Source organism: Sulfitobacter dubius, assembly GCF_900113435.1.
Taxonomy (GTDB): domain Bacteria; phylum Pseudomonadota; class Alphaproteobacteria; order Rhodobacterales; family Rhodobacteraceae; genus Sulfitobacter; species Sulfitobacter dubius.
In genome coordinates, this window is record NZ_FOPG01000002.1 from 395984 (window position 1) to 422035 (window position 26052).

At 60.3% G+C, this 26052-nt stretch carries 28 protein-coding genes; 14 read left to right on the forward strand and 14 right to left on the reverse strand.

From position 1 onward, the window contains the following. Positions 1-11: 11 nt before the first annotated feature. Positions 12-1538: a PAS-domain containing protein gene (locus tag BM229_RS10625; protein WP_093927615.1), complete on the reverse strand. Its 1527-nt coding sequence runs from the start codon at positions 1536-1538 to the stop codon at positions 12-14. Positions 1539-1624: 86 nt separating this feature from the next. After that, positions 1625-3016 (reverse strand): sensor histidine kinase RegB, encoded by a 1392-nt coding sequence (gene regB / locus BM229_RS10630; RefSeq protein ID WP_093927616.1) that lies wholly within the window; start codon positions 3014-3016, stop codon positions 1625-1627. 99 nt (positions 3017-3115) lie between these two features. Here regB and BM229_RS10635 point away from each other — a divergent pair, with 99 nt between their 5' ends. Next, the gene (locus tag BM229_RS10635; protein WP_093927617.1) at positions 3116-3730 is read left to right on the forward strand and encodes an SCO family protein; all 615 of its coding nucleotides are present in this window, start codon (positions 3116-3118) and stop codon (positions 3728-3730) included. 52 nt (positions 3731-3782) lie between these two features. Beyond that, positions 3783-4331 (forward strand): ActR/PrrA/RegA family redox response regulator transcription factor, encoded by a 549-nt coding sequence (locus BM229_RS10640; RefSeq protein WP_093927618.1) that lies wholly within the window; start codon positions 3783-3785, stop codon positions 4329-4331. Here BM229_RS10640 and BM229_RS10645 read toward each other — a convergent pair. After that, positions 4328-4807: a GNAT family N-acetyltransferase gene (locus BM229_RS10645; RefSeq protein ID WP_093927619.1), complete on the reverse strand. Its 480-nt coding sequence runs from the start codon at positions 4805-4807 to the stop codon at positions 4328-4330. The genes BM229_RS10640 and BM229_RS10645 overlap by 4 nt on opposite strands. Further along, positions 4804-5400 carry an HD domain-containing protein gene (locus tag BM229_RS10650; RefSeq protein ID WP_093927620.1) on the reverse strand — a complete coding sequence of 199 codons (597 nt, stop codon included), beginning with the start codon at positions 5398-5400 and terminating at the stop codon, positions 4804-4806. Before BM229_RS10650 ends, BM229_RS10645 begins: the two co-directional genes overlap by 4 nt. 78 nt (positions 5401-5478) lie before the next feature. Here BM229_RS10650 and BM229_RS10655 point away from each other — a divergent pair, with 78 nt between their 5' ends. From BM229_RS10655 to BM229_RS10670, 4 genes are all read left to right on the forward strand, one after another. Beyond that, positions 5479-5781, forward strand: a complete 303-nt coding sequence (locus BM229_RS10655) for an S-adenosyl-L-homocysteine hydrolase (RefSeq protein WP_243261870.1) — start codon at positions 5479-5481, stop codon at positions 5779-5781. An 84-nt stretch (positions 5782-5865) separates the two neighbouring features. Continuing rightward, positions 5866-7257 carry an adenosylhomocysteinase gene (ahcY, locus tag BM229_RS10660; RefSeq protein ID WP_093927622.1) on the forward strand — a complete coding sequence of 464 codons (1392 nt, stop codon included), beginning with the start codon at positions 5866-5868 and terminating at the stop codon, positions 7255-7257. Positions 7258-7461: 204 nt separating this feature from the next. Beyond that, the gene (locus BM229_RS10665; protein WP_093927623.1) at positions 7462-8373 is read left to right on the forward strand and encodes a PRC-barrel domain-containing protein; all 912 of its coding nucleotides are present in this window, start codon (positions 7462-7464) and stop codon (positions 8371-8373) included. Between the two features lie 172 nt (positions 8374-8545). After that, positions 8546-8887: a DUF2853 family protein gene (locus tag BM229_RS10670; protein ID WP_093927624.1), complete on the forward strand. Its 342-nt coding sequence runs from the start codon at positions 8546-8548 to the stop codon at positions 8885-8887. Between the two features lie 260 nt (positions 8888-9147). On the opposite strand, the gene BM229_RS10675 is transcribed toward BM229_RS10670, so the two are convergent. The 4 genes from BM229_RS10675 to tsaD are packed head-to-tail and all read right to left on the reverse strand — an operon-like array spanning position 9148 to position 11894. After that, positions 9148-9567, reverse strand: coding sequence for an EVE domain-containing protein (locus BM229_RS10675; protein ID WP_093927625.1), 420 nt, complete (start codon positions 9565-9567; stop codon positions 9148-9150). After that, entirely contained in the window at positions 9567-9839 is a 273-nt protein-coding gene (locus tag BM229_RS10680) for a YciI family protein (RefSeq protein WP_093927626.1), read from the reverse strand. Before BM229_RS10680 ends, BM229_RS10675 begins: the two co-directional genes overlap by 1 nt. Position 9840: 1 nt before the next feature. Then, the gene (locus BM229_RS10685; RefSeq protein WP_093927627.1) at positions 9841-10794 is read right to left on the reverse strand and encodes an NAD(P)H-dependent glycerol-3-phosphate dehydrogenase; all 954 of its coding nucleotides are present in this window, start codon (positions 10792-10794) and stop codon (positions 9841-9843) included. After that, positions 10791-11894, reverse strand: a complete 1104-nt coding sequence (gene tsaD / locus BM229_RS10690; protein WP_093927628.1) for a tRNA (adenosine(37)-N6)-threonylcarbamoyltransferase complex transferase subunit TsaD — start codon at positions 11892-11894, stop codon at positions 10791-10793. Before tsaD ends, BM229_RS10685 begins: the two co-directional genes overlap by 4 nt. Before the next feature lie 76 nt (positions 11895-11970). Between tsaD and BM229_RS10695 the strand changes: the two genes are divergently transcribed. Continuing rightward, positions 11971-12669: a uroporphyrinogen-III synthase gene (locus tag BM229_RS10695; protein WP_167360232.1), complete on the forward strand. Its 699-nt coding sequence runs from the start codon at positions 11971-11973 to the stop codon at positions 12667-12669. Between the two features lie 127 nt (positions 12670-12796). On the opposite strand, the gene BM229_RS10700 is transcribed toward BM229_RS10695, so the two are convergent. Further along, positions 12797-13372, reverse strand: a complete 576-nt coding sequence (locus tag BM229_RS10700) for a hypothetical protein (protein WP_208604063.1) — start codon at positions 13370-13372, stop codon at positions 12797-12799. Here BM229_RS10700 and BM229_RS10705 point away from each other — a divergent pair. Then, the gene (locus BM229_RS10705) at positions 13353-14288 is read left to right on the forward strand and encodes a COG4223 family protein (RefSeq protein ID WP_093927631.1); all 936 of its coding nucleotides are present in this window, start codon (positions 13353-13355) and stop codon (positions 14286-14288) included. The two genes, BM229_RS10700 and BM229_RS10705, sit on opposite strands and share 20 nt — an antisense overlap. A gap of 10 nt (positions 14289-14298) precedes the next feature. After that, a complete protein-coding gene (locus BM229_RS10710) occupies positions 14299-15804 on the forward strand; it encodes a heme biosynthesis protein HemY (RefSeq protein ID WP_093927632.1) in 1506 nt (501 codons plus the stop codon). On the opposite strand, the gene BM229_RS10715 is transcribed toward BM229_RS10710, so the two are convergent. The 5 genes from BM229_RS10715 to BM229_RS10735 all read right to left on the reverse strand — a co-directional run bounded on the left by BM229_RS10715 (position 15794) and on the right by BM229_RS10735 (position 20764). After that, positions 15794-16243, reverse strand: coding sequence for a GNAT family N-acetyltransferase (locus BM229_RS10715; RefSeq protein WP_093927633.1), 450 nt, complete (start codon positions 16241-16243; stop codon positions 15794-15796). The two genes, BM229_RS10710 and BM229_RS10715, sit on opposite strands and share 11 nt — an antisense overlap. A 45-nt stretch (positions 16244-16288) precedes the next feature. Beyond that, positions 16289-17134 (reverse strand): carboxylating nicotinate-nucleotide diphosphorylase, encoded by an 846-nt coding sequence (gene nadC / locus BM229_RS10720; RefSeq protein WP_093927634.1) that lies wholly within the window; start codon positions 17132-17134, stop codon positions 16289-16291. Continuing rightward, a complete protein-coding gene (locus BM229_RS10725; protein ID WP_093927635.1) occupies positions 17131-18693 on the reverse strand; it encodes an L-aspartate oxidase in 1563 nt (520 codons plus the stop codon). Before BM229_RS10725 ends, nadC begins: the two co-directional genes overlap by 4 nt. Positions 18694-18704: 11 nt before the next feature. Continuing rightward, the gene (gene nadA / locus BM229_RS10730; protein ID WP_093927636.1) at positions 18705-19757 is read right to left on the reverse strand and encodes a quinolinate synthase NadA; all 1053 of its coding nucleotides are present in this window, start codon (positions 19755-19757) and stop codon (positions 18705-18707) included. A 134-nt stretch (positions 19758-19891) separates the two neighbouring features. Further along, the gene (locus tag BM229_RS10735; RefSeq protein WP_093927637.1) at positions 19892-20764 is read right to left on the reverse strand and encodes a MurR/RpiR family transcriptional regulator; all 873 of its coding nucleotides are present in this window, start codon (positions 20762-20764) and stop codon (positions 19892-19894) included. Between the two features lie 119 nt (positions 20765-20883). On the opposite strand from BM229_RS10735, the gene BM229_RS10740 reads away from it, so the two are divergent. The 5 genes from BM229_RS10740 to BM229_RS10760 are packed head-to-tail and all read left to right on the forward strand — an operon-like array spanning position 20884 to position 26051. After that, entirely contained in the window at positions 20884-21651 is a 768-nt protein-coding gene (locus BM229_RS10740) for an N-formylglutamate amidohydrolase (protein ID WP_093927638.1), read from the forward strand. Continuing rightward, complete coding sequence (locus BM229_RS10745; RefSeq protein ID WP_208604064.1) at positions 21648-22214, forward strand: TRAP transporter small permease subunit; 567 nt, start codon at positions 21648-21650, stop codon at positions 22212-22214. The genes BM229_RS10740 and BM229_RS10745 overlap by 4 nt, the downstream gene beginning before the upstream one ends. Further along, complete coding sequence (locus BM229_RS10750; protein ID WP_093927639.1) at positions 22214-23539, forward strand: TRAP transporter large permease; 1326 nt, start codon at positions 22214-22216, stop codon at positions 23537-23539. Before BM229_RS10745 ends, BM229_RS10750 begins: the two co-directional genes overlap by 1 nt. 50 nt (positions 23540-23589) lie before the next feature. After that, positions 23590-24627, forward strand: coding sequence for a TRAP transporter substrate-binding protein (locus tag BM229_RS10755; protein ID WP_093927640.1), 1038 nt, complete (start codon positions 23590-23592; stop codon positions 24625-24627). Between the two features lie 59 nt (positions 24628-24686). Beyond that, positions 24687-26051, forward strand: a complete 1365-nt coding sequence (locus BM229_RS10760) for a glutamine synthetase family protein (RefSeq protein WP_093927641.1) — start codon at positions 24687-24689, stop codon at positions 26049-26051. The last annotated feature ends 1 nt before the right edge of the window (position 26052 follow it).

Below are 26052 nucleotides of genomic sequence, written 5' to 3' on the forward strand. Positions count from 1 at the left end.
ATGGAGGTGCTCTACTTGGGGGGTTGCCGCTGGTCGCTTGCCATAGGGGCGGCAGAGCGATCCTGTCTGGCCGCGCCAACCGGGATCGGGCGAAAGCGCACAAGCGTCGCGCCTGACGCGATGGCTGATACTTCGCATGATAGCGGCGCACCTTTGAGGGGATAGATGGGCATGTTCCAGCCTGCGCCGTCCCCCCGGCACATGACAAATTCAGCGATGTCGGCCCAAAGCGGATTTGCCGATGACATTTCGCGCCAAACGCGGATGGCGTCATCAATGGTTATCTCGGCAAAGCTTTTATCGGGGTCTTGTTTCCACTGGGTGCGATATGCAGCGTTGCAGACCGTCAGCACGCCGGAAGCTGAAAAGACGGCGAAACCATCCTCTAATGTGTCAAGAAGGCTTTGGCTTTGCTCAAGTTCGGCGCGGAAATTGCGGGTCAGAGTAACCTCGGCAGTGATGTCTTCGATCAGAAAAGCGGTGGCTCCATCTGGATGAGGGCGGCCCCGAATGCTGTAGGTCTGACCGTTTTCGAGGGACCAAGTCTCCTGATAGCGCCCATCGGTCGCGGCGGCGATCACCTCGGCGATCTCTTGCCGCCAGTTCTTGTAGTTCTTCGGCTCTGGCATGCGGCGGCTTTCGCGCAGTTGATCAAAGAAAGACACCATAGTGGGCCGGGCGCTGAGGAAGGGTGCGGGCAACGCGGTAAGGTCAACCAAGGCCGGATTGAACAGCGCCAACTGCCCGTTTCGGTCAAAGATTGCCAAGCCGATGGACAGATGCGCAAAGGTTTTAGCGAGGGTCTGGACAAAGTTGCGTTGTGCTTCCTCAGCGGCGACAACGGCATTGATGCAGGTGGCGTGGTAAATCTGTAGGTTATCTTCGCAGGTGGTGGTCAGCGCGTACCAATCCGGCTTTTCCCCTTGGGCACTGCGCAAGCAGACGCGGTTGGGATGATCGGGCGACGGCGTGCTGAACAGGGCGGCGCCCCCGCATTCAGGATCATGCTGCGCCTTTTGTTTCAGCGCCGCATAGGCCTTGTTGTGCCAGATGATGCGTCCGCCCGCCTCGGTTTGCCATGCGGGGTTTGGGCTGCTGTCGCTGGCGCGGCGCAGGGCGGCGAGTTTGGTAAATGTTTCCTTTGTGATTTCTTCTGCCGCACGGGTCTGTGGCAGATGCAACCAACACAGCGCGTCCCGCCATGTGATACGAAGCTCTGGCGGGCTGTCCCCATCTTCGGCCGCGAGCGTTAGATTTCCGGTTGCCCCATGGCGGGGGGAGGCGGGAAATTCGGGAAACCGCGTTAACAGCGCCTCGCGAATGTCCTCCCAATGGTGATAACCGGGGGCGAGGGCAAAGCGGGTAAGGGCGTTGTCAGACCCGTGGATCAGGTGCCCATCCTCGAAAAGCAGGCTCATGTCGTCGATATCTGGGGGGGCTTTCGTTGTACGCGTACCGAGGGTGCTAAGCCACCAAAGGGCGACCAAAGCAGATACGCAGGCTGCGGCAAGCACAATGAGAACGTCTGGCAATGCCATGACGGAAAACCCTTTCGGCAAATGCGACGCCTTACCTTGGAGACCAAAGGTTAAAGCATCGTTAACAAATTCTCCCAAGGCCGTCGTTAAACAGTCAGGCGTTGGTTTTCCCCGAACACATTGTCATCTGGGCCAAGGTCGAGCAGGTGGCGCGACCAGACCACTTCGACCACGGCCCCACTGCCTGCGGGCGGCAGCCCGCGCAGCCAACCACTGTCTGATCCATTGGCAAATCGCAGCCGCGCACCGGAACGCTCTAGAAAGGTCTTGGCGATGAAAAGCCCCAGCCCCATGCCCTCATATTCTGGACGCGCAGGTTCGCTTGTCGTGCCGCTGCGGCGGCGCAGGAAGGGGTCCCCAATTCGGCCCAAATGCTGCGGGGGGAAGCCGGGCCCATTGTCGATGATCCGCACCGAAATATCATCGGTCGACCATTCAGTTTCGATCCAAACGGTGGTTTCGGCAAAATCCACTGCGTTCTGCACCAGATTGCGCAGACCGTGGATGATTTCAGGTTTGCGCGGAATGGTTGGCGGGCGCGCGTGGTCTCGGGCCATCGGATTGTCGGAAAACATGACCGTCTTGCCCCGTTCCAAATGCGGCTCTGCGGCCTCTTTCACCACGGCTGTCAGCTGCGCGCGCTGCATGTGCAGATCGTCTTTGCCAATGCGCCCCATGTCGCGCAGAATATCGCGACAGCGGTCAGCCTGATCGCGGATCAGCGCGGCGTCTTCGGCTAGAGCTGGGCGGTCTTCGAGGTCCCCGAGCAGTTCGGTACTGGCCAGTTTGATAGTGGCCAGCGGCGTGCCCAACTCATGAGCGGCGGCAGCGACGACGCCGCTTAGGTCCGACAGTTTCTGTTCGCGCGCCAATACAAGCTGGGTGGCCGAAAGTGCGTCTGCCATCGAATGCACCTCAGAAGTCACGCGCCGCGAGTAGGCGCTGGTAAAGACGATTGCGATCAGCAGGGCAGCCCAATGGCCAAAGACAAAGATACCGGGCTGGCGCAGCACATCACCCGATTGCGTCACCAGCGGCAGATGCCACAACGCCAGCACCGACGCCGCGATAATCGCAGTCGCGCCCAAAACCAGTGTCGAACGTAGGCTAAGCGCCGTCGCCGAGATTGTGACCGGCGCCAACAGCAGTAGCGCAAAGGGATTGTTAAGCCCCCCAGTCAGCCCGAGCAGCAGGGTGAGCTGCAACAGGTCAAACAGCACCATAGCGAGGTTCTCACGCTCGGACAGGCGCTTGTTTTGTGGGAAGACGAAGGCTGCGACGAGGTTGCCCACCACCGAGGCACCGATCGTCAGATAACAAAGGCCAAAGGCCAGCTGCAGGCCAAGCGCTGATTGCGCGACGGTCACGGCAGTCAATTGCCCGGCGATGGCGAACCAACGCAGCACGATCATGGTGCGCAGCCGGATCCAACTGGCGCGGGTGCGCCCGTCGAGGGGCCGAATATTTGCCTGCGTCATCTTAGCCCCATCACTTTATTGCGTCTTGCATCACCTGCGATCTAGCGTAGGTCTGCGGCGAAACACGATCAAGAGCGGCCGATGGCCCGGAGGACTGACATGAAACGGATGATTGCATTTGGTGCGGTTGGGGTTGCAGCAGTATTTCTGGCGGGCACGGCCTTTATGGTGCTCCGCGGCGAGGATGACGCCTATGCCTCCTGCCGGTCGAGCCAAGTGGCAGGTGGCGACATCGGCGGTCCGTTTGAATTGGTCAACGGCGCCGGCGAGACCGTGACCGATGCTGATGTGATCTCCGAGCCTGCGTTAATCTATTTCGGCTACACCTCTTGCCCCGATGTCTGCCCCTTGGATGTGGACCGCAACGCAGCGGCGACCGAGATTTTGGATGAGCGCGGCCAAAGCATTACGCCTGTCTTCATTACCGTCGACCCCGAGCGCGACACGCCCGAAGTGGTCGGTGACTTTGCCGAGGTAATGCACCCGCGTATGGTGGGGCTGACCGGCTCGCCTGAACAGGTCAAAGCGGCCAGCCAAGCGTACCGCACCTACTACAAGGCCCACCCGGCAGATGAGAATGGTGAATACCTCGTCGATCATTCGACTTTCAGCTATCTGGTCATGCCCGAGGAAGGCGTCGTGGACTTTTTCCGCCGCGAAGTGCGCCCCGAGCAGATGGCCGAAAGCATTGGTTGCTTCCTCGATCAAAGCTGAAATTGACCCGCCGCGATAGCCGCCCCATATTAGCCTTTGAGAGGGGACGTTGATGCAGGATATTTCCGACTTAGGCCCAGACCGCAGCTTGCTTTTGGTCGATGACGATGAGCCGTTTCTGCGCCGCTTGGCCAAGGCGATGGAAAAACGCGGCTTTGAGGTGGAAACCGCAGGTTCTGTTGCGGCGGGCAAGGCCATCGCCACCGCGCGTCCCCCGGCCTTTGCCGTTGTCGACCTGCGCCTTCAGGATGGCAATGGTCTAGATGTTGTCGAAGTGCTCCGCGACAAACGCGCCGATACGCGGGTTGTCGTGCTGACCGGATATGGTGCGATTGCCACGGCGGTTGCGGCGGTCAAAAGTGGCGCTACGGATTACCTCTCAAAACCCGCTGATGCTAATGACATCGTGAACGCGCTTCTGGCCACCGGGGGCAATCTGCCCGAGCCGCCGGAAAATCCCATGAGTGCGGATCGCGTGCGGTGGGAACATATCCAACGGGTCTATGAACTCTGTGATCGCAATGTATCGGAAACCGCGCGGCGGTTGAACATGCACCGGCGGACCTTGCAGCGTATCTTGGCAAAACGCTCGCCGCGCTAAAGCTCGAACCGTTTCCAGATTTTATCGACCCGCGTGCCGTCGGCCAGTGTACAGTTGGGCAGGCGGCGGAAATCTTCGAACCCGCGGCTTTGGTAATAGGTCAATCCGCCGGAATTGTCGGCGCGGATGATGGCGTGGATATGGGCATAGCCTAGGTCACGCGCGGCAGTCTTTGTCTGCTCGAACAGGGCCGAGCCGATGCCGAAGCCCGTCTCGCCGACCCGCACGAAGGTCGCGACATCCACACCGCCTTCGGGCAGGTCTGGATGGGGCTCTATATACTGAAAGCCTTTGATCCTGCCGCTTTCATCTTCTGCCAGATGCCACGCGCTATCGGGGGTGGCCATCCAGCCCTGCAACTCACGCGCGGTGACGGGACTGACCATTGCGGTGGTGCCGCCCTTGGCGATGATAGCGTTCAGTAGGTCGGCCAAGGCGCGGGTATCGAGCGCTCCGGCGCGGCGGATGTGGATCACGCCATTTCGCGCAGCAGCGCCGCGTGCCGTTCCGTGAACTCGGCCCGCACCTCGACCGGCGGGCGCAGCAGGATGGTCAGCCCCTCCATCAGCGCCGCATCGGGGCGGCCAAAGAAACGGGTCGCCTCGGTCTCGGAGAAGCCAGCGATCTGGCTCGCCTCCATCCATGCGCTGACACGATCCGCCTTTTTGATCTGCTGCTTGACGCGCACCGGCAAGCTGGCGGGGAGGCCAAAGCGGACATGCACGGCGGTGGTCAACCGCTCATCCAAGGCGCGATAATCCGGCCCAACGGCAGCCTTCACGGGCGAGATCATGTCGCCGATCACATATTCAGGTGCGTCATGCAGCAGCGCAGCCAAACGCCATTTCGCAGGCGCGCGGGGGGCGATCCGGGCAAAGATCGTCTCGACCAACAGCGAATGTTCAGCGACCGAATAGGCATAGTCGCCCCGCGTCTGGCCGTTCCAGCGGGCGACGAAGGCCAGCCCATGCGCGATGTCCTCAATCTCAACATCCACCGGGGTCGGATCTAGCAGATCTAGCCGCCGACCTGAGAGCATCCTTTGCCACGCGCGGGGTTTCTGAGCCATCGCGATGCGGTCCTTCCTTGGTAATCCTTTGGGAACCATTGCCCATTACACCCTGTTCATCCCACGAAGGAGATAATCATGAAACCCGTTTTTTCCGGTACGATACTTGCAGTTACCTTGGCCAGCCTCGCAGGTGCTGCACAGGCAGAAGAAGTCTGCATGCCCGCCAAGGAAATGAAGTCTGCCCTGATCGATTGGTACGGCGAAGAGCCTGTGCCGGGTCAGCGCGAGGACAACAATCAACTTTGGGCATCGGATCAATCGGGCACATGGACATTGGTCAAGACATTGGCAGACGGTAATGCCTGCGTCCTGGCCCAAGGTGACGATTGGATGGCGGGGCTGTCGGGCGATAAGCAACTGGCCGCTCTTCAGAAGTGATACGGTAGGGGCCTCTGCCATTCACATTGAGAATTCGCGGCGAAGGTGCTAACCGCCCTGCAACACTTCAAACAGGAGCGCCGCATGGCCCACGACTATATTGTTAAAGATATCAATCTGGCGGCCTACGGGCGCAAAGAGCTGGACATCGCCGAGACCGAGATGCCGGGTCTGATGGCGCTGCGCGACGAATACGGTGAGAGCAAGCCGTTGAAAGGCTCGCGGATCGTCGGTTCGCTGCATATGACCATCCAGACCGCCGTGCTAATTGAGACGCTCGTCGCACTTGGCGCGGATGTGCGTTGGGCATCCTGCAACATCTTCTCCACCCAAGACCACGCCGCGGCGGCGATCGCCGAAGCGGGCGTTCCGGTCTTCGCCATCAAAGGCCAGTCGCTGGTTGAGCATTGGGATTACCTCGACAAATCCTTCATGTTCCCCGACGGCCCGAACCTGATCCTTGACGATGGCGGCGATGCGACACTCTATATCCTGCTTGGTGCACGGGTTGAGAATGGCGAAGATGAGCTGATCTCCGTTCCCAAGTCCGAGGAAGAAGAAGCGATCTTTGCCCAGATCAAAAAGCGTATGGCGGAAAGCCCCGGCTGGTTCACCAAGATGCGCGACCAGATCAAAGGCGTGTCCGAAGAGACCACCACCGGCGTGCACCGTCTCTATGAATTGGTGAAACAGGGCCAACTGCCCTTCCCCGCGATCAATGTGAACGACTCTGTCACCAAGTCGAAATTTGACAACAAATATGGCTGTAAAGAAAGTCTCGTCGACGGTATCCGCCGCGCCACCGACACGATGATGGCCGGTAAGGTCGCTGTTGTGATGGGCTACGGCGATGTGGGCAAAGGCTCCGCCGCAAGCTTGCGCGGTGCGGGTGCCCGCGTGAAAGTGACCGAGGTCGATCCAATTTGCGCGCTGCAAGCCGCGATGGACGGTTTTGAAGTCGTGCTGCTGGAAGATGTCGTAGCCACCGCCGATATCTTCATCACCACCACCGGCAACAAGGACGTGATCCGCATCGAGCATATGCGCGAGATGAAGGACATGGCGATCGTCGGCAACATCGGCCACTTCGACAACGAAATCCAAGTTGCCGCGCTGAAGAACCACAAGTGGACCAACATCAAAGAACAGGTGGACATGATCGAGATGCCGAACGGCAATCGCCTGATCCTGCTCTCCGAAGGGCGCCTGCTGAACCTCGGCAACGCCACCGGCCACCCGTCTTTCGTGATGTCAGCTTCCTTTACCAATCAGGTTTTGGCGCAGATTGAGCTCTGGGAAAACACCGACAAATACGGCAATGACGTCTACATCCTGCCCAAACATCTGGATGAAAAAGTTGCCCGCCTGCACCTCGATCGGATCGGCGTGAAGCTGTCAAAGCTGAACCCGGAACAGGCTGCCTATATCGGCGTGACCCCCGAAGGTCCGTTCAAGCCCGAACATTATCGATACTAATCGGTCGGTTCACCGCCCTTTCGTAAAAATAACCACGCCGTCTTGCATATCGCAGGGCGGCGTCTTTCGTTTAACCATTTGAAAGTATGTATATAAATTATCTCTCGGCGGATTCAGGCAGATATCCGCGCGCTCCGGGTAGGAAGCGGAACATAGTCATCCGGGCGGTGTTTCTTCCCCAGACCATTACAAAGGAGTTCGAAAATGAAACGTACATTCCTGAAATCGACCGTCGCCGCCCTTGCTCTGACAGCGGGCACCGCTTTCGCTCAGACTGCCGACACCACTGCTGGTGCAGCAGCAAATGCCGAAGCGACCGTCTCTGGTGAAACCGTGTCCAACACCGCCGACGATCTTGGCACATCGGTTGAAAAAGAAGCCGAGCAAACTGCCGAAATGTCGCGCGAAGATTCAGATGATTACGAAGGGACAAACGACCCGGAGGCAACTGATGAAGTGCTGACCGCGCCGACCGAAAGCGCAGAAATCGACGGTGATACCGAAGTCGATAATGACGCTGAACTGACCGCCGAGACCGAAGAGGTGGCGCCAACCACAGACGCCGAAGCGGGTCTGGCCGGGAATGCTGATTCAGAGTCGAATTCGACGCTGAGTACAGACACAAGCGGCACAGCGACGACTGAAACCGATACCGATGTCGCTGCTGAGGAAAACGCCGAAGTCGATAGCGAAATGACCGCTGAAATCGAAGGCGAGAATGAAACTGATCTGACTGAAGATGTCGCCTCCGACACCGAAGCTGACATGGAAACAGACGTCACACGGACCGACACCGGCATGAGCAACGCCTTTTCCGGCATGGTCGTAGGTGACTTGGTTGGCCTGACCGTTGTCGAAGCTGACGGTGATACCATCGGTGACATTGATTACGTGATCCAAACCGACACGGGCTATGCCGCAGTCGTTGGCGTGGGTGGTTTCCTTGGCCTTGGCGAACACACCGTCGCCGTACCGCTTGAAGAAATCTCTATGGCGGCTGAGAATGACCTGAAGCTGAGCACTTGGACCAAAGCCGAGTTGGAAGCGCAGCCAGAGGTTGATGAAAGCCAGATTGAAGGGCTTGAAAACGACGTCAGCCTTGACGACGCATCCTAAGATACGGACGGATATTTAGCGTAGAGGCGTCCCCTTGGGGCGCCTCTTTTTTGTGCTCAGCATGGGGCTACAAACGGCGGCGAAATAAATCTTTTGCAAAACAGCGATATGACTTTAGGCTCCCGTTTCAGGAACCCCTGCGGGGCCGAAGTTTACTATTGGGAGAGATGTTATGGGCAAGCGTGATGAATGGATCGCGAAATACGCCGAAGACCTGAAGAACAAATGCGGCATGGATCCAGACATGGACCTATTGACCAAGGTGACTATCGGCTGCGGTCCGTCGATCTATAACGCCGACGCGCAGACGGTGTCTTCGAGCGACACGGCGGAATTGAACACTGTGAAGGACAATTTTCTTATCAAGAAACTCGGCCTGCCGGATGATGAACATCTGATGGGCGGTATTCAAAAAGCGATAGAAACCTATGGCCGTTCCGAGCGGAACAAATACCGCGCCGTGGTTTATTATATGCTGGTCAAACACTTTGGCAAAGAGTCGGTTTACGGCTGAGCAAGCCCTTAGGGTACCTTAACAAATCCTTTCTTGAAGCGCGCGCTTGGTTAAGCGTGCGTTTCGTTTTTGAACGGGCTTTGACATAGTCGAAAGTTGCGCAAAACAGTCGTTTCGGCTATTTCTCTAGTATCGGCTAGGTAGGGCAGACCAACGTTTAAAGAACATGTGTGGTGGTTACGGGAGCACATGGGGTGAGAAGGGTTCTGGCGGGGTGCCGGAACCCTTCTTCGTTTCACAATGGTCAAAACCTGCTGGGCCTAGGGTGCTGTTTTTCCCAAGGTGCAGATCAACTCCCATTCCGCGTCCGTTACCGGCTGCACCGATAGGCGGGAGTTTTTCACCAGCACCATATCCTCAAGTCGCGGATCGGCTTTGATCGTATCCAACGTGACCGGAACGGCGAAAGACCGTACCGCCTTAATGTCCACGCATTCCCAACGCGGATCATCTGTGCTGCTGTCGGGGTGCGCCTCGGCGCAAACTTCGACCATGCCAACGATCTCACGGTCTTTCTGCGAGTGGTAGAAGAACCCCAGATCGCCAAGCTTCATCTCGCGCATGAAGTTGCGCGCTTGATAGTTGCGCACGCCGTCCCATTCCTCACCCGCGTCGCCTTTGGCTTTCTGGTCGGCCCAGCTCCATGTTGCGGGTTCGGATTTGAACAACCAATAGGCCATCAGCCGATCACCCGGTTCCAGTGGGTCAGGGTAACGCTTTGGAACAATCCGGCCTTGGCATAGGGGTCATTCGCGGCCCAATCTTCGGCTCCGGCCATGTCAGGCACATCCAGAATGATTAGCGAGCCGATCATGCTGCCTTCGCCGTTCAAGAGCGGGCCAGCCTGGGCCACAGCATCGCTGGATTTGAGGTAGGCAAGGTGATCGGGCCGATTTTCCTGACGGATCGGCAGGCCATCGGCTTTGTCATGGGCGATTAGGGCAACAAACATATCATTCTTCCTTTAGGGGGCGTGTCAGCAGAGATTTCATAGCGCCAGGCACATCTAACTGGTTGTCGAGCAATCCGGCAACCGCACGCGTAATCGGCATGTCGAGCGCGGCTTTGCGCGCCAATGCATCAACGGCGCGGGCGGTGGCGGCACCTTCGACCGTGGTCGACGGGTCAAAGGGCGTGCCTTGGCCCAGCGATTGCCCCAGCCGGTAGTTGCGCGATTGCTCGGAGGTGCAGGTCAGCGTCAGATCGCCAAAGCCCGAAAGCCCGGCCAGCGTTGTCGGTTCGGCCTTCAGATGCGTGGCGAGGCGCTGCATTTCGGCATATCCGCGCGTCATCAGGGCCGCTCGTGCGCTTTCGCCCAGACCCGCCCCAATCGCGGCACCGCTTGCGATCGCGACCACATTCTTCAGCGCCCCACCTAATTCCGCACCGATGGTGTCCGTGGTGCGGTATAGCCGCAGGTTCGCTGTGGTCAGTTCCGTTTGAAGGTATTTTCCAGCCTCTGCATCTGCGCAGGCCAAGGTCAGCGCCGTGGGCAACTCCCGTGCGATATCGGCGGCAAAACTTGGCCCCGTGAGGATCGCAGCCTTCGCATCGGGGATCGTCTGCGCAATCACGCTCACTGGTCCGACGCCGCTGCTGAGTTCGATGCCCTTGCAGCAGGCAACCAGATGTTTCCCGTGAAGCAGGGTAGCGTGTTCTTCCAGTACGCTGCGCAGCTTTTGCATCGGGACGGCAAGCAGCAGTATGTCCGCTCGACACCCGAGGGGGAGGCTATTGGTCACCGAAAGGCGATCGGGAAATGGGCAGTCCGGCAGACGTTTGCTATTCTCGCGTCGGTCAGCCATGTCGCCTGGTTCGCGGGCCCAGAGTGTCACCGGACCTTTGCCCGCCAGCGATATCGCCAGCGCCGTGCCAAAGGCCCCTGCGCCCAGAACCGATACGCTCACGCTTTGGCTCCCTTCTTGCCGCTGCCCAACATCGACGGCCGCGCAGTGTCTAATGGCCAACGCGGGCGGGCCGAAAGGGTCAGATCATCGGGGGCGCGCAGTACCGCTTGCTCTCCGGCTGCGAAAGCGATCATCGCGGCGTTATCAGTGCAAAGCGCCAGCGGCGGAGCGACAAAACGTGCCTCTTGCTCGGCAGCAACAGTTTCTAACGCTGCACGAATTGACTGATTAGCAGCGACACCCCCCGCTACGCACAGACCCCGCGCGCCCTCTGCCGGATACTCTGCAAAGGCGCGGCGCGTCTTATGGGCCAACACCTCAACCACGGCGGCTTGGAACCCTGCCGCTAAATCCGCCTGATCTTGCCGCGTCAGCCCGCCATGGGCGGCCACACATTTGTCACGGGCGCGCAGCACAGCGGTTTTCAGACCCGAAAAGGACATGTCGCACCCTTCACGATCCAACAGCGGACGCGGCAGGGCGAAGCGTTTGGCATCGCCCTCCTGCGCGCATTTCTCGATCGAAGGTCCACCGGGCTGCGGCAGGCCCAATAGCCGCGCGACCTTGTCAAATGCCTCGCCCGGCGCATCATCAATTGTGCCGCCGAGGCGATCGAAACTCTCAGGCCCGCGGACCAGCAGGAACTGGCAATGACCGCCCGAGACCAGTAGCATCAAATAGGGATAGGGCACATCATCAGTCAGTCGCGGCGTCAGCGCGTGGCCGGCCAGATGGTTGACCCCGTAAAGCGGCTTGCCCGTCGCCGCTGACAGTCCCTTGGCGCACATCACGCCCGAGACCACACCGCCGATCAACCCCGGCCCCGCAGTAACGGCGATGGCGTCGATCTGCGGCAGGGTGATCCCGGCCCCGGCCAGTGCATCCTCTACACAGTGATCTAATTTCTCTGCATGGGCGCGGGCGGCGATTTCAGGAACGACACCGCCAAAATCGGCGTGCAATTCGGTCTGGCCCGCAACAACCGACGCCAGAACCGTGCCGCGTCCGTCTTCTTCAATACGCACTACGGCTGCTGCCGTATCGTCGCAGCTGCTTTCCAAACCAAGGATCAGGCGTGTCTGGGATTGGCGATAGGGCATGGGGGGCTTTCCGTTGCAAGGCACCTGCACCGCAGGTAACACCGCTCTCACGCGCAAACAATGCCGGAGCCTTGCGATGCCACAGCCAAGATTGCTTCTGACACGCCCGCAACTCGGTGCTGCGCAGTTTCTGGAACGGCTTTCTCCTGCGCTGCGCATGGGGGCTGTTATCTCTCCGCTGGTTGAAATTGCGCCGACCGCTGTGCTGGTCGACCTTACGCCGTTCGCCGGGGTGATCTTCACTTCCGCAAATGGGGTGACCCATGCGCCAGCGGGGGGTGGAATGCCTGCCTATTGTGTCGGGCCGCAAACCACGGCGGCGGCGGCTAAGTCAGGTTGGCAGGCACAAATGGCGGGGTTGGACGCCGAAGCAATGATAGCGAACCTGTCGGGGCGCACCGATATTGGGCCACTTTTGCATCTTGCTGGTCGTCATCGGCGCGGCGATATCGCTGGAATTTTAAGCGCTTCGGGTCTGACCACACAGGTTGTGATTGTCTATGAACAAAACCTGATGCCGCTCTCACCAGAGGCTCAGGCGCTGTTAGAAGGCTCTACACCGGTCATTGTGCCGCTCTTTTCTCCCCGCAGCGCGCACCATTTCGCCCAACAGGCCGCCTGCACCACGGGAGTCATGGCCGTGTCAATTAGCTCTGCCGCTGCAGAGGCGCTTGAAGCTCTGCCGCTCTATGCGCATGATGTCGCCGCAGAACCCACTGGCGAAGCCATGGCGGAAGCCGTTGAAAAACTCTTTCGCCGCACCACCTTGCCTTGAGGGGCATAGGTATGCCGGGTAAGCTCGCCTTTGCGAGTGAATGACAGGTTCAGAATTGAAAGGCGGACGGCGTGGCGAAACCCAAGAAAACGGTCAGCAAAAGCGAAGCGGACAAGACCACGGCCGATCAGACGCCATCGTTGGCGGATAAGGCGACACCAGAGGTTAAGGCCGATGCGCCAAAGACCAATGAGAGTGGCGCCAAGACGCCGAGTGATGTGACGAATGACGCCTCAAAGCCTGATGCGGCGAAGCCCGAAGTTGGAAAGACCGACAGCAGCGCGGCCAAGCCAACCACAGGCAGCGATAGCGCGAAACCCGCGGCAGCAAGTGTGACGTCGAAGTCTGATGATAAGGCCACGGCCACCAAAGCCGCACCTATCGCGTCGACTAAGGATGACAAAGCGGCTTCGGACCCGTCGCCCGCTAAAGATACAAAGCCAGAGCCGACCCTGCCCAAGGGGGATGCGAAACCTGCATCCAACGCCTCGCCTTCAAATGACAAATCTGCCACGGGCTCTTCGCCTTCGCGTGCTTCGACACCAGCGACAAAGTCGAGCGAGTCCGCCACGAAATCGACCGCAAGCAAACCCAATAAAACAAGTACCAGCGCCAGCACACCCAAACCAACTCCAACGCCAGAGCCAGCCCCTAAAGAACATAAGCGCAGCGTGTTCTTCCCGATGCTGCTGGGTGGGGTCATTGCCGCTGGATTGGGCTTTGCCGCTTCGGAATACGACGTTCTGGGCACCCGTGCGCAAAGCGCGGCGGAACTGCAAAGCGCGATGGAGGCGCAACAGGCCCGAATCGCGGATTTGGAGGCCCGCGCCGATGAGCCCGTTACCTTCCCCGAAAGCCTCCCTAAGGTTGATGCCCTTGGCGAGGAGTTGACCGCCGCGCGGGAGACGCTTTCGGTCCTCCAGACCCAATTGGCCGAGATCGACAGCCGCCTTACCACCGTTGAAAAACAGCCCGTGAGCGGCGGTGAAAACGAAGTTGCAGTTGCGGCCTTTGAGCGTGAAATGGAAGCCCTGCGTGCTTCGGTTGCCGAACAACGTGGCGAGATTGAAGCCCTGTTGGATAACGCCCAAAGCGCCGAAGAGGCTACTGCCGCCGCGGCGGAGGCAGCCCGCGCTCAAACTGCCGTAACCCAGATGAACGCCGCGATCAGCGCAGGACGACCCTATGAGGCCGCGCTGGCCGAATTGCAGGCCGCCGGGGTCGAAGATATCCCCCAACCGCTCGCGGACACTGCCGCTGGTGGTGTCGTGACCCTTGCCAACCTTCAGGCGCGTTATCCTGATGCGGCGCGGCAAGCGCTGGCAACCGCCCGCGCCGAAGTGCCGGATGAGGGCGAAGGAGGCGGCTTTGGCAGTTTCCTGAAACGCCAGCTTGGGGCGCGTTCGGTCGCGCCGCGCGAAGGGACAGACCCAGATGCCGTCCTGTCTCGGGCCGAGGCGGCTGTACGCGATGGCCGTCTAACCGATGCGCTGGCCGAGATCGAAACGCTGCCCGCCCCGGCGCAGGATACGATGGCGGAATGGCTTGCCGATGCGCGCGCACGGCAGGCAACCGAAGCCGCCGCTGATGAACTCTCCCAACGCCTGACGGCCAACTGAGGAACGAAAAATGCTTTGGTCTCTTATTAAAATCGTTCTTTTCGTCGTGCTCGTTGCCGCCCTTGCGTGGGGCGCGGGCTTCTTGCTGGAAAGCCAAGGCGGCATACAGTTGACCGTGGCGGGCACGGAATACACCCTTGGGCCACTTCAATCGGTGATCGCCGTTCTGCTTTTGATGTTCGCGGTCTGGGTGCTGCTTAAGATCGTCGCGTTGCTGTCGGCCACATGGCATTTCCTGAACGGAGATGAGACGGCGCTGTCGCGCTACTTTGACCGCAACCGTGAGCGGAAGGGCTATGAGGCGCTGTCTGACGGGCTGATGGCGCTGGCCAGCGGTGAAGGACAGGTTGCTATGGCCAAGGCCGCTAAGGCGGACCGCTATCTTAAACGCCCGGCGCTGACCAATCTGCTGACAGCGCAGGCCGCAGAGCTTGCAGGCGACCGCCGCAAAGCCGAGCGGACCTATCGCAAGCTGGTCGAAGACGAAAAGACTCGTTTTGTCGGCGTGCGTGGCATCATGAAACAAAAGCTGGCTGACGGGGATACTGAGACAGCGTTGAAACTGGCTGAGAAGGCATTCGCGCTGAAGCCCAAGCATGAGGAAACCGGCGATACGCTGCTGAAGTTGCAGGCCGAAAAGCATGACTGGACCGGTGCGCGCGGCACCTTGCAGGCCAAGTACAAAAACGGCCACCTGCCGCGCGATGTGCACAAACGCCGCGACGCGGTTCTGGCGCTGTCGGAAGCCCGCGAAGTCATCGCCGAAGGCAACAGCATTGAGGCGCGCGAGGCCGCGATCGAAGCCAACCGCCTGTCGCCCGATCTGGTGCCAGCCGCCGTGATGGCCGCGCGCAGCTACATCGCGCAGGACAAACCGCGCTATGCCTCGAAAGTGCTGCAAAAAGCGTGGAGCGTGCACCCGCACCCCGATCTCGCCGCCGCCTTTGCCGAGGTTCAGCCGGATGAGACCCCGCAGCAGCGCATCAAACGGTTCCGCGCGCTGACCAAATCACAGCCCGACCATCCCGAAACCAAGATGCTGCTGGCCGAATTGCACATCGCCAACGAAGATTTCCCCGAAGCGCGCCGTGCGCTTGGCAATCTGGTTGAGACAGATCCATCGGCGCGTTCCGTCACGCTGATGGCCGCAATTGAGCGGGGCGAAGGCGCGTCTGATACGGTTGTGAAAGGCTGGCTGACACGCGCGCTGAATGTCTCGCGCGGGCCGCAGTGGATTTGCGAAAACTGTCACCACATCCACGCCGAATGGAAGCCGATCTGCGAAAACTGCAAGAGCTTCGATACATTGGAATGGAAAACGCCGCCGCTCTCGGAAGTCGCCATGCCAAGCGGTGTGCAGATGCTCCCACTGATCGTCGGGGCTCCGGAAACAACGCCAACAGAGGGTGCGCTGACAACCCGGACTGACGATATCGAGGAGGCAGAGCTGGTGACGGACCTAGACGAGCCGACCAATCCCGATGCCCCGAAAAAGGCGCCGGACCCTACAGCTTGATGTCGTAGGTGACCCAGTTGGTCCGGGTGGCCAGCTTGTCATAAACCCCACGGCCTCGGTAGTTATCCTCGGCCGTGATCCAGCGTACGAGGCTCCAGCCGCGTTTCTGGGCGATCTTTTTCACCTCCCCGATCAGCGCGTCTGCAGCGCCGCTGCCGCGGGCTTGGGGATCTACAAAGAGATCGTCGAGGAAACAGCCCGTCGCCGCTGCCAAGGGGCGGGCGAAATGCCGAAAATGAGTCAGTCCGATCACCCGTCCTTCGGCATTTTCGCAGACCAGCCCTTCGACTTCGGTCAGCGGATCATGCAGCCAAGACCAGACCCGCGCGCGCATCTCTGGCGTCTGCTCGACTTTGTAAAATTCGGCATAGCCTTGATAAAGCCGCTCCCAATCGGCGCGGTCATGGTCTCTCACGGTTCGGATGGTAAGGTCGGACATGGCGGGGCTCCCTTCGCTGGCTGCGCGATCTTTGCCCCAGTTGGTTCAGAAATCCAGCCCAAGGTCCAGCGTTGTCGCAGAATGTGTGAGCGCGCCCATAGAGATATAGTTCACCCCCGTCGCCGCGACCTCGGCCAGGCGGGGCAGGGTCATGTTACCCGAAGCCTCAAGCACGATGCGCCCATTGGCAATTTCCACAGCTTGAAGCAGCTTATCCGTGTCCATATTGTCCAACAGCACAACATCCGCGCCGCCTTCGTCCAAGACCTCTTCAAGCTGCGCCAGCGTGTCGACTTCGATCTCGACGCGGATCATATGCGAGGCGTTGCTTTTCACAGCTTGCAAGACAGGTCGAATGCCACCGGATGCGGCAATGTGATTGTCTTTGATCAGGATCGCATCCGAGAGGGAAAAGCGGTGGTTGAACCCGCCGCCATGCAGCACCGCCTGTTTTTCCACCATCCGCAGCCCCGGCGTGGTCTTGCGGGTGCAGGTGATCCGGGTCTCGGTGCCCGTGGTCTCGGCCACGCAGGCCGCCGTCAGGGTGGCGATGCCCGACAGCCGTCCAGCAAAGTTCAACGCCACACGTTCTGCTGACAGGATCGCGGCGGCAGAGCCTTCGATCTCCATCAGCGTGTCGCCTTTGGAAATCGTGCTTCCGTCTTCTTTCAGCGTGCGCACCTCAAGCGTTGGATCGACCAGATGAAAGGCCAGCCGTGTGATCTGCATACCGGAAACGACCCCCTCGGCACGGGCGCGCAGCCGTGCGGTATAGGTCGTGCCCTCGGGGATCACGCTGCGCGTGGTGACATCGCCATAGGTGCCGAGGTCTTCCATCAGCGCGGCGCGGACCAGCGGCTCAAGGATCAGGTCGGGCAGGGCGGTGGTCATGCGGGAAGTTCCTCAGGGTTGGAGCGGAATGCGGTGGCCTCGGCCAGTGTCAGAAAACTGCGCGCGGCTTCGGGGAGCGTGTCGGGATAATCAGTGCGGCAATGCGCGCCGCGGCTTTCGCGGCGGGCGAGGGCGGCGGCGGCGATCAGCGTCGCGGTGGCGGTCATGTTTTGGAGCTGGGCGCAGTCGGGTTGTGCGGCTTCGATCTGTGCAATCGTGGCAAGGGCACGTTGCAGCCCTTCCGCATCGCGCAGAACGCCGACATGGGCGGTCATGGTTTGGCGCAACTGGGCGACGAGGGTCTCATCGGGCGTTTCGCCTGCGGGCAGGTCCGGCAGGGCCACCGTGCCGCTGTCGCCGGTGCTGCATTCCTCAAGCATGTCCTGCGCCGCGCGGCGGGCAAAAACCAGCGCTTCGAGCAGCCCGTTCGATGCCAGCCGGTTCGCGCCGTGCAGCCCGGTCGAAGACGCCTCTCCACAGACCCAAAGCCCGGCGAGGCTGGAACGCCCATGCGCATCCGCGGCCACGCCGCCCATGTGGTAATGCGCTGCGGCGGCCACAGGGATCGGTTGGATCACAGGGTCGATGCCGTTGCGCGCACAGGCGGCGGCGACGGCGGGATACTCGGCCAGTACCGCAGGGCCCAAGGCCGCGCGGGTGTCGAGCATGGGGCGCTGGCCCGCTTGGGTCTGGGCAAAGATCGCGCGGGCCACGATGTCACGCGGGGCGAGTTCGGCAAGCGGGTGGACCTCGGTCATGAACCGGGCCCCCTCGCGGTTGATCAAATGCGCCCCGGCACCGCGCAGGGCCTCGGTTGCCAAGGGGGCGGGGTCTTCGCCGCAGTCGATGGCGGTGGGGTGGAACTGCACGAATTCCGCATCGGCAATGAGCGCGCCCGCGCGGGCAGCCATGCCGATAACCTGCCCCCGGATCCGGGCTGGGTTGGTCGTCAGCGCATAAAGCCCGCCCGAGCCGCCGCCCGCCAGCAAAACGCCTGTGCCGCGCAGCAGGGCGGGTGCGGAGCCTTCGGGCCGGGCCAGTTCAATCTCAACGCCGGTGACTTTACTGCCGTCGCTGTCCAATCCGCGCGCCAGCACGCCTTCAAGCACTTGGATCGACGGGGTGTTGCGCACCCGCTCGATCAAGGCGCGCATTATCTCTGCCCCTGCCTGATCGCCCTGTACCCGCACCACACGCGCGAAACTATGCGCCGCCTCGCGGGACATGACATAACCGCCATCGGGGCTGCGGTCGAAAGCGGTGCCAAAGTCTGTCAGGGCAAGGATGTGGGCGCTGGCCTCTTCCGTCACAGTCGCCGCGACGCGCGCCTCTACCGTGCCGGCACCGGCGGCGATGGTGTCTAGTGCATGCGCCTCGGGGCTGTCGGCCTGCGCCATCGCAGCAGCGACACCCCCCTGCGCCCAAGCAGAACTGGCCCCCGATCCAAGCGGATCAGGCGAGATCAGCAAAACGGGGCGCGGCGCAAGACAAAGCGCGGCATAAAGCGCGCCGAGGCCCGCCCCGACGATGATGATCCTGCCGGTTGTGATTTCTTGCACCGGCGCGGCCCTCAGAGGCCGAGTTCGCGGGAGAGGTCGATCATCCGCTGCACCGCGACGCGCGCTTTTTCAGAGACTTCCGCCTCAACCTCGACCGCGCCGGACATGGTGTGAAGCGACCACAGCACCTTTTCCAGCGTGATCTTCTTCATATAGGGGCACATGTTGCAGGGGCCGACGAAATCGACCTCGGGCAACTCATCCGCGATGTTCGACGCCATGGAGCATTCGGTGACCAGCATCGCTTTCGCCGGTTTTTCGCGGTGCACGTAGTCGAGGATGCCGCTGGTCGAGCCGGAGAAATCCGCCTCCGCCACCACATCGGGCGGGCATTCGGGGTGCGCGATGATGCGGGTGTCGGGGTTCCACTCGCGGTAATCGGCGATATCCTTGGCAGTATAGCGTTCGTGCACGATGCAGGCGCCGTCCCACCAGACGATGCGTTTTTCGGGCACCTGTTTGGCGATGTTCTGGGCGAGGTATTTGTCGGGCGTCATGATGACGGTGTCGCTTTCCATCGCGGCGACGATCTGCGCGGCGTTGGAGGAGGTGCAGCAGATGTCTGACGCGGCTTTCACCTCGGCTGTGGTATTCACGTAAGTCACCACCGGCGCGCCGGGGTATTGCGCGCGCATCTGCTCGACACCCTCGGCGGTGATGCTTTCGGCCAGCGAACAGCCTGCTTCCATATCGGGGATCAGCACGGTTTTTGACGGGTTCAGGATTTTCGAGGTCTCGGCCATGAAATGCACACCGCATTGCACGATCACATCGGCCTCAACCTCGGTCGCCTTGATCGCCAGTTGCAGACTGTCGCCGACAAAATCCGCAATGCCGTGGTAGATGTCGGGCGTCATGTAGTTATGCGCAAGGATGACCGCGTTACGCTCTTTTTTCAGCTTGTTGATCGCGGCGACATAGGGCGCGTGAATGGCCCAATCGGGGGGCGAGACGACACGGTCCATCTTGGCGTAGATATCGGCCATTTCAGCCGCCAGCGCAGGCGATGGCGCGAGGTCATAATGGCGCTCAAGCTCGCTGGGCGAAAAGATTTCATCACGCATGGTCGGTCCCCCTCCGGCCTTGGCGCGTGTCACGGCACCGCGCTGGACACCACACCCGGCGTGCTGGCCATAGACGACTGGCGGGGTTTGGGCAAGCCAATACCCTTTATGACAGGGCGCTCAGCCTTTGTGGATCAGGTGAATTTGCGGAACAATCGGGTCTGGTCGAACATGTCTTCCAGCCGCTCGGCGCGGTCCTTTGTATCTTCCCAGTTGATATCCTGCATGGCCGAGATCACGCTTTCCACCAGCAGCAGCGTGGCCGCCGCGCTGTCCCAAGCCGAGGGCGCGACGATCCGGCTGGAGAAGCAGATATCGGCAAGGCTATGCACCGGAGAGCGCCACTGGTCGGTAAAGAGGATGATCTTGGCCCCCCGCGCATGGGCCATTTCCGCCAGCTTCAGCGTGTTGTTCTCATAGCGGCGCACGTCGAAGATGACGAAGACATCGCCTTCGCCCACGTCGAGCAGGTAATGCGGCCAAGCGTTCGAGGTCGATTGAATATGCGTGACCCGGGGCCGGATGATCTGCGCGTGCAGAAACAGATATTCCGCCATCGTATGCGTGATGCGCCCGCCTACGATATAAAGCGGGTGCGCGGTGTCGGCGATCAGCGCACAGGCGCGGTCAAAGGTCTCGGGCTCGATCTGGCCCAACGTATGGCGGATGTTGTCGATCACCGCGTCGGTGAAACGGTTCAGTACATGGCCCGAGGGCGCGCCTTCGGTCCATGTGTCGTGTTTGGCAATGGGGTTCTTGGCCTTGGCCTTGAGCTCTTCGCGCAACTCGTTCTGAAACTCAGGGTAGCCCTTGAACCCTAGCTTCTGCACCATCCGCGCCACGGTGGGGGTCGAGACATTGGCATCCTTCGCCAGCGCCGTCAGTGGGCCGAGGCCGGAGGCGGGGTAATTCTCAAGAATCGAATGGGCAAGTTGGCGTTCCGCACGGGTCAGCCGGTCCAGTTCTTGCTGGATACGGTCGGAAATAGTCAGCGTCGGTTCAGCCATGGATGCCCCTCTTTTGACGAGTAATAACACAAACTGAACAGCGTTGTAATAAATTTGACATTATTCTGTTGACAGAAGCCCCTCGCCCGAATGAGGTTTGATCAACTGAGGGGGATAGGGTGTCAGAGCAGACAGATCTTTCAAATGAAGCCGTCGAGGTGATCAACGCCGGGGCCAAGGCCCCGCTGGTGTTGGTCTGCGAGCATGCGGCGCGTGAGATACCGGCCTGCTACGACGGTCTTGGGCTGGATGCCGCGGCCCGCGAAAGCCATGTGGCGTGGGATCCCGGTGCGCTGGCCGTGGCGCGGGTGATGGCGCAGGATTTAGACGCCGTGCTGGTGGCCGGGCGCGTTTCGCGGCTTGTTTACGACTGCAACCGCCCGTCCGAAGCCCCCGGCGCGATGCCAGCGCAAAGCGAGATTTTCGCGATCCCCGGCAATGCCACGCTTGACGCGGCTGGCCGGGCCGAGCGGGTGGCACGCTATTACGAGCCATTCCGCGCGACTTTGGCGGCGACGATCAAAAAGGTCGATGCGCCTGCGATAGTCACGGTGCATAGTTTCACGCCGATCTACCACGGCAAACCGCGCGGCGTTGAGATCGGCATTCTGCACGACAGCGACACGCGCCTTGCCGATGCGATGCTGGCGGTGGCGCCAGAGTTCACGGACCTAAAGGTCGAGCGCAACGCGCCCTATGGCCCCCAAGACGGGGTGACCCATACACTGAAAGAACATGGGCTGGCTCATGGTCATCCGCATGTCATGCTAGAGATCCGTAATGACCTCATCACCACCGAAGCCGAACAGCAGCAGATGGCCGAGATGATCAGCAATTGGCTGCGCGCCGCCATGGCTCGGCCCGAGATGAAGGAGGCCACATCATGAGGTTCATGCGAGGCTATATCCGGGGCATCGACGCGATGAACCGACGGATCGGGCGGATCATGATGTATGGCATCTTTGTCCTGATGGGGGTGCTATTGTGGTCCACCGTCAGTAAAGCCTTCTTCGTCCCGTCGCTCTGGACGCTGGAAATGGCTCAATTCATCATGGTGGGCTACTACATTCTAGGCGGGCCATATTCGATCCAACTGGGGTCGAACGTGCGGATGGACCTGCTCTATGGCGATTGGTCGCTGCGCCGCAAAGCGTGGTTTGACCTCTTCACCGTCTTCTTTCTGATCTTCTATCTCTGCGTGCTGCTCTATGGGGCGGTAAGCTCTACCGCCTATTCGCTGGGCTACTGGGGGACCGAGCCGTTCAGCTTTTTCGGCGGCTTGATCACCGGCAGCGAAGAGGTCGGCCATATGGAGCAATCCAGCTCCGCATGGCGTCCCTATCTCTGGCCGATCAAGGTCGTGATGATCGTCGGCATCTTTCTGATGCTGCTGCAATGTCTGTCGGAGCTCTTGAAAGATGTTCTGCGGCTCAAGGGTGAGGCCATCTGATGTCCTATGAAATGATTGCGACATTGATGTTCTCGTCAATGATGCTGATGCTGCTGACCGGCCAGCGGGTGTTTGGCGCCATCGGCTTCATCGCTGTGGTCTCGGCGCTGCTGCTCTGGGGCGACAAAGGGGGATATGACATCGGCTTTGCCGCCGCGATGAAGCTGATGAAATGGTATCCGCTGCTGACCCTGCCGATGTTCATCTTCATGGGCTATGTGCTGAGCGAAAGCCGCATCGCCGATGACCTTTACAAGATGTTCCATGTCTGGATGGGCGGCGTGCGCGGCGGGCTGGCGATTGGCACGATTGGGTTGATGGTGCTGATTTCGGCGATGAACGGGCTGAGCGTGGCGGGCATGGCGATTGGCTCGACCATTGCGCTGCCGGAATTGCTGAAACGCGGGTATGACAAGAGGATGGTGACCGGCGTGATCCAAGCGGGATCGAGCCTTGGCATCCTCGTGCCGCCCTCGGTCGTGCTGGTGCTTTATGCGATGATCGCGCGGCAGCCCGTGGGGCAACTGTGGCTCGCGGGGGTCATTCCGGGGCTGATGATGGCGGCGATGTTCATTGCCTATATCGTGATCCGATGCCGCATGAACCCCGAACTTGGTCCCATCCTCTCAGCCGAAGATCGTGACATCCCCCGTGCCGAAAAGCTGCGCCTTCTGCGCGCGGGCATCCTGCCGCTGGTGATCTTTGCGGTGATGATGGTGCCGTTTGTTAACGGTTGGACCAGCTTGGTGGAAAGCTCCGCCATCGGGGCAGGGGCGGCCTTCCTCGCTGCCGTGCTGAAGGGCCGGATGACGCGCGAAGTTTTTGAGAACTCCGTCCGCAATACCCTCGGCATCACCTGCATGTTCATGTGGATCATCCTCGCCGCTCTTGCCTTTGGCGCGGTCTTTGACGGGCTGGGCGCCGTGAAGGCGATTGAGAGCCTATTCACCGAGAAGATGAATCTCAGCCCCTGGATGATCCTGATCATGATGCAGCTGAGTTTCATCATCATGGGCACCTTCCTTGATGACACCGCGATGCTGGTCATCGTGGCGCCGCTCTATGTGCCCTTGGTCGGTGCGCTGGGCTTTGATCTGATCTGGTATGGTATCCTGTACACGATCACCACGCAGATCGCCTATATGACCCCGCCGTTTGGTTATAACCTGTTCCTGATGCGCGCCATGGCTCCGCCAGAGATTACCCTGCGCGACATCTATGCCTCGATCACGCCCTTCGTGCTGGTGATGGTCTTGGCGCTGATACTCGTCATGGTCTTCCCGCAGATCGCGACATGGCTGCCCGATTACATCTACGACAAATAACAATGAGAGCCGCGCAAAGACGGCCTGACATTTCAACAAAGGAGAGACGTATGACCACTCGCAGAAAGTTTCTATCCGGGGCCGCCGTCGCCGCCCCTGCGGCCCTCGCCGCGCCGTCCATTGTCCATGCCCAAGCGCCGATCAAATGGCGCATGCAGACCTATGCCGGTGCCGCCTTGGGTGAGCAGGTGACCAAGCCTGCCGTCGATTACATCAATGCCGCCGCAAATGGCGAGATGGAGATCGAGCTGTTCTACGCCGACCAGATCGTGCCCACCGGCGAGCTGTTCCAAGCCATGCAGCGCGGCACCATCGACATGGTGCATTCCGATGATGACTCCATGGCTTCGCCCACACCCTTGCAGCAGTTCGGCGGCTATTTCCCCTTTGCCACCAAGCACATCCTCGATGTGCCGGTGCTGTTCAATCAGTACGGGTTGGCCGACATCTGGAAAGAAGAATACGCCAAGGTCGGCGTCGAATGGCTGTCGGCTGCGGGCCAAGACCCCTGTAACTTCAACACCACGAAAGAGATCAAATCGGTCGCCGATCTGGACGGTCTGAAGCTTTACACATTTCCTACCGCCGGCCGCTTCCTTTCGAAGTTCGGCGTGGTGCCGGTGAACATCCCTTACGAGGACGCCGAAGTCGCGGTGCAAACAGGCGAGCTCGACGGCATGGCGTGGTCGGGCATCACCGAAGACTACACCGTCGGCTGGGCCGATGTGACGGACTACTTCCTGACCAACAACATCTCGGGTGCTTGGATCGGGTCGTTCTTCGTCAACCAGCAGCAGTGGGCCGATCTGCCGGATCACCTCAAACAGTTGGTCATGGCGGGGATCGAAGCGGGCCACACCTACCGCAACCAGTGGTACTGGGGCGGCGAGGCGCGTCTGCGGGCGCAGGGCGACAAGCTCAAGCTCAGCACCGTGCCTGCCGACGAATGGGCCGAGGTCGAAGATGCGGCCAAGGACTTCTGGACAGAGATCGCCGAAGAGGGCGAAGTGCACGCCAAGATCGTGCAGATCTTCCGCGACTATAACGAAGTCATCAACAAAGCCGGTCCGCCTTACACCAACGGTTGAACCGACAACCGGGGGCGCGCTGCCTGCGCCCCCGCCTTACCCCCTGAAGTGGACAGAACATGCCCGGCACCCTGACATTCGATGCGCTGAAAAAACTGGTCAAAGAAGGATCCGTCGACACGGTCCTTGCCTGCCTTGTGGATATGCAGGGCCGGTTGATGGGCAAGCGCTTCCATGCGGTTAACTTTGTCGAAACCTCTTACAAAGAGACCCATTGCTGCAACTACCTGCTGGCCACTGACCTTGAGATGGCGACGCCCGATGGTTTCGCCTCTACCTCGTGGCAGTCCGGCTACGGCGACTATGTAATGCAGCCCGACCTTGATACGATCCGCCCGGTGCCGTGGCTGGACGGGACGGTGATGGTGCTTTGCGACGTGCTGGATCACGACACCCATGCGCCCGTGCCTCATTCGCCCCGCGCCATGTTGAAGAAACAGATCGCGCGGCTGAAGGAGTTGGGCTTCGACGCCATGATGGCGACGGAGTTGGAGTTCTTCCTTTTCGAGCAGAGCTTTGACACAATCCGCAAGGGCGGCTATCGCGACCTCACGCCGATCAGCGGCTATAACGAAGATTACAACATCCTCCAGACCACTAAGGAAGAGAACGTGATGCGCCCGCTGCGCAACCATCTCTTTGCCGCCGGTCTGCCGATTGAGAATTCCAAAGGCGAGGCCGAGGCGGGGCAGGAAGAGCTTAACATCCGCTATTCAGCGGCTCTGGACTGTGCCGACTACCACACGATTGCCAAACATGCGGTTAAGGAGATCGCGTGGCAGCAGGGTCATGCAGCAAGCTTCCTGCCCAAGTGGCATAAGGACCGTGTCGGCTCCTCCAGCCACGTCCACCAGTCGCTGTGGAAAGACGGCAAACCGATGTTTGTCGATGGTGACGACGATCTGGGCATGTCCGACCTGATGCGCCATTACATGGCCGGGCTGATCGCCTATGCGCCGGAATATACCTATTTCCTCGCGCCTTATGTGAACAGCTACAAGCGTTTCGCCAAAGGCACCTTTGCCCCGACCAAGACCGTTTGGTCCGTCGACAACCGCACCGCTGGGTTCCGCCTATGCGGGGCAGGGACAAAGGGCGTCCGCGTCGAATGTCGTATTGGCGGATCGGACTTGAACCCTTATCTGGCGCAGGCGGTCATGCTGGCCGCCGGAATCAAAGGGATCGAAGACAAGATGGAGCTTGCCCCGCCCACACGCGGCGATGCTTACGGCGAGTCCGACGCTGTCGATATCCCCCAGACCCTGCGGGCAGCAACCGAGACCCTGCGCGGCTCGACGTTCCTGCGCGAGGTTTTGGGCGACGATGTAGTGACCCATTACACCCGCGCGGCGGAATGGGAGCAGGAAGAATTTGACCGGGTGGTGACCGATTGGGAAATCGCCCGTGGCTTTGAAAGGGCCTGAG

What these genes read in the sequence shown, in the direction of transcription:
- BM229_RS10625 (WP_093927615.1), bottom strand. Translation starts at nt 1,538, where the DNA reads ATGGCATTGCCAGACGTTCTCATTGTGCTTGCCGCAGCCTGCGTATCT.
- regB (WP_093927616.1), bottom strand. Translation starts at nt 3,016, where the DNA reads ATGACGCAGGCAAATATTCGGCCCCTCGACGGGCGCACCCGCGCCAGT.
- BM229_RS10635 (WP_093927617.1), top strand. Translation starts at nt 3,116, where the DNA reads ATGAAACGGATGATTGCATTTGGTGCGGTTGGGGTTGCAGCAGTATTT.
- BM229_RS10640 (WP_093927618.1), top strand. Translation starts at nt 3,783, where the DNA reads ATGCAGGATATTTCCGACTTAGGCCCAGACCGCAGCTTGCTTTTGGTC.
- BM229_RS10650 (WP_093927620.1), bottom strand. Translation starts at nt 5,400, where the DNA reads ATGGCTCAGAAACCCCGCGCGTGGCAAAGGATGCTCTCAGGTCGGCGG.
- BM229_RS10655 (WP_243261870.1), top strand. Translation starts at nt 5,479, where the DNA reads ATGAAACCCGTTTTTTCCGGTACGATACTTGCAGTTACCTTGGCCAGC.
- ahcY (WP_093927622.1), top strand. Translation starts at nt 5,866, where the DNA reads ATGGCCCACGACTATATTGTTAAAGATATCAATCTGGCGGCCTACGGG.
- BM229_RS10665 (WP_093927623.1), top strand. Translation starts at nt 7,462, where the DNA reads ATGAAACGTACATTCCTGAAATCGACCGTCGCCGCCCTTGCTCTGACA.
- BM229_RS10670 (WP_093927624.1), top strand. Translation starts at nt 8,546, where the DNA reads ATGGGCAAGCGTGATGAATGGATCGCGAAATACGCCGAAGACCTGAAG.
- BM229_RS10675 (WP_093927625.1), bottom strand. Translation starts at nt 9,567, where the DNA reads ATGGCCTATTGGTTGTTCAAATCCGAACCCGCAACATGGAGCTGGGCC.
- BM229_RS10680 (WP_093927626.1), bottom strand. Translation starts at nt 9,839, where the DNA reads ATGTTTGTTGCCCTAATCGCCCATGACAAAGCCGATGGCCTGCCGATC.
- tsaD (WP_093927628.1), bottom strand. Translation starts at nt 11,894, where the DNA reads ATGCCCTATCGCCAATCCCAGACACGCCTGATCCTTGGTTTGGAAAGC.
- BM229_RS10695 (WP_167360232.1), top strand. Translation starts at nt 11,971, where the DNA reads ATGCCACAGCCAAGATTGCTTCTGACACGCCCGCAACTCGGTGCTGCG.
- BM229_RS10705 (WP_093927631.1), top strand. Translation starts at nt 13,353, where the DNA reads ATGCTGCTGGGTGGGGTCATTGCCGCTGGATTGGGCTTTGCCGCTTCG.
- BM229_RS10700 (WP_208604063.1), bottom strand. Translation starts at nt 13,372, where the DNA reads ATGACCCCACCCAGCAGCATCGGGAAGAACACGCTGCGCTTATGTTCT.
- BM229_RS10710 (WP_093927632.1), top strand. Translation starts at nt 14,299, where the DNA reads ATGCTTTGGTCTCTTATTAAAATCGTTCTTTTCGTCGTGCTCGTTGCC.
- BM229_RS10715 (WP_093927633.1), bottom strand. Translation starts at nt 16,243, where the DNA reads ATGTCCGACCTTACCATCCGAACCGTGAGAGACCATGACCGCGCCGAT.
- nadC (WP_093927634.1), bottom strand. Translation starts at nt 17,134, where the DNA reads ATGACCACCGCCCTGCCCGACCTGATCCTTGAGCCGCTGGTCCGCGCC.
- nadA (WP_093927636.1), bottom strand. Translation starts at nt 19,757, where the DNA reads ATGCGTGATGAAATCTTTTCGCCCAGCGAGCTTGAGCGCCATTATGAC.
- BM229_RS10735 (WP_093927637.1), bottom strand. Translation starts at nt 20,764, where the DNA reads ATGGCTGAACCGACGCTGACTATTTCCGACCGTATCCAGCAAGAACTG.
- BM229_RS10745 (WP_208604064.1), top strand. Translation starts at nt 21,648, where the DNA reads ATGAGGTTCATGCGAGGCTATATCCGGGGCATCGACGCGATGAACCGA.
- BM229_RS10750 (WP_093927639.1), top strand. Translation starts at nt 22,214, where the DNA reads ATGTCCTATGAAATGATTGCGACATTGATGTTCTCGTCAATGATGCTG.
- BM229_RS10755 (WP_093927640.1), top strand. Translation starts at nt 23,590, where the DNA reads ATGACCACTCGCAGAAAGTTTCTATCCGGGGCCGCCGTCGCCGCCCCT.
- BM229_RS10760 (WP_093927641.1), top strand. Translation starts at nt 24,687, where the DNA reads ATGCCCGGCACCCTGACATTCGATGCGCTGAAAAAACTGGTCAAAGAA.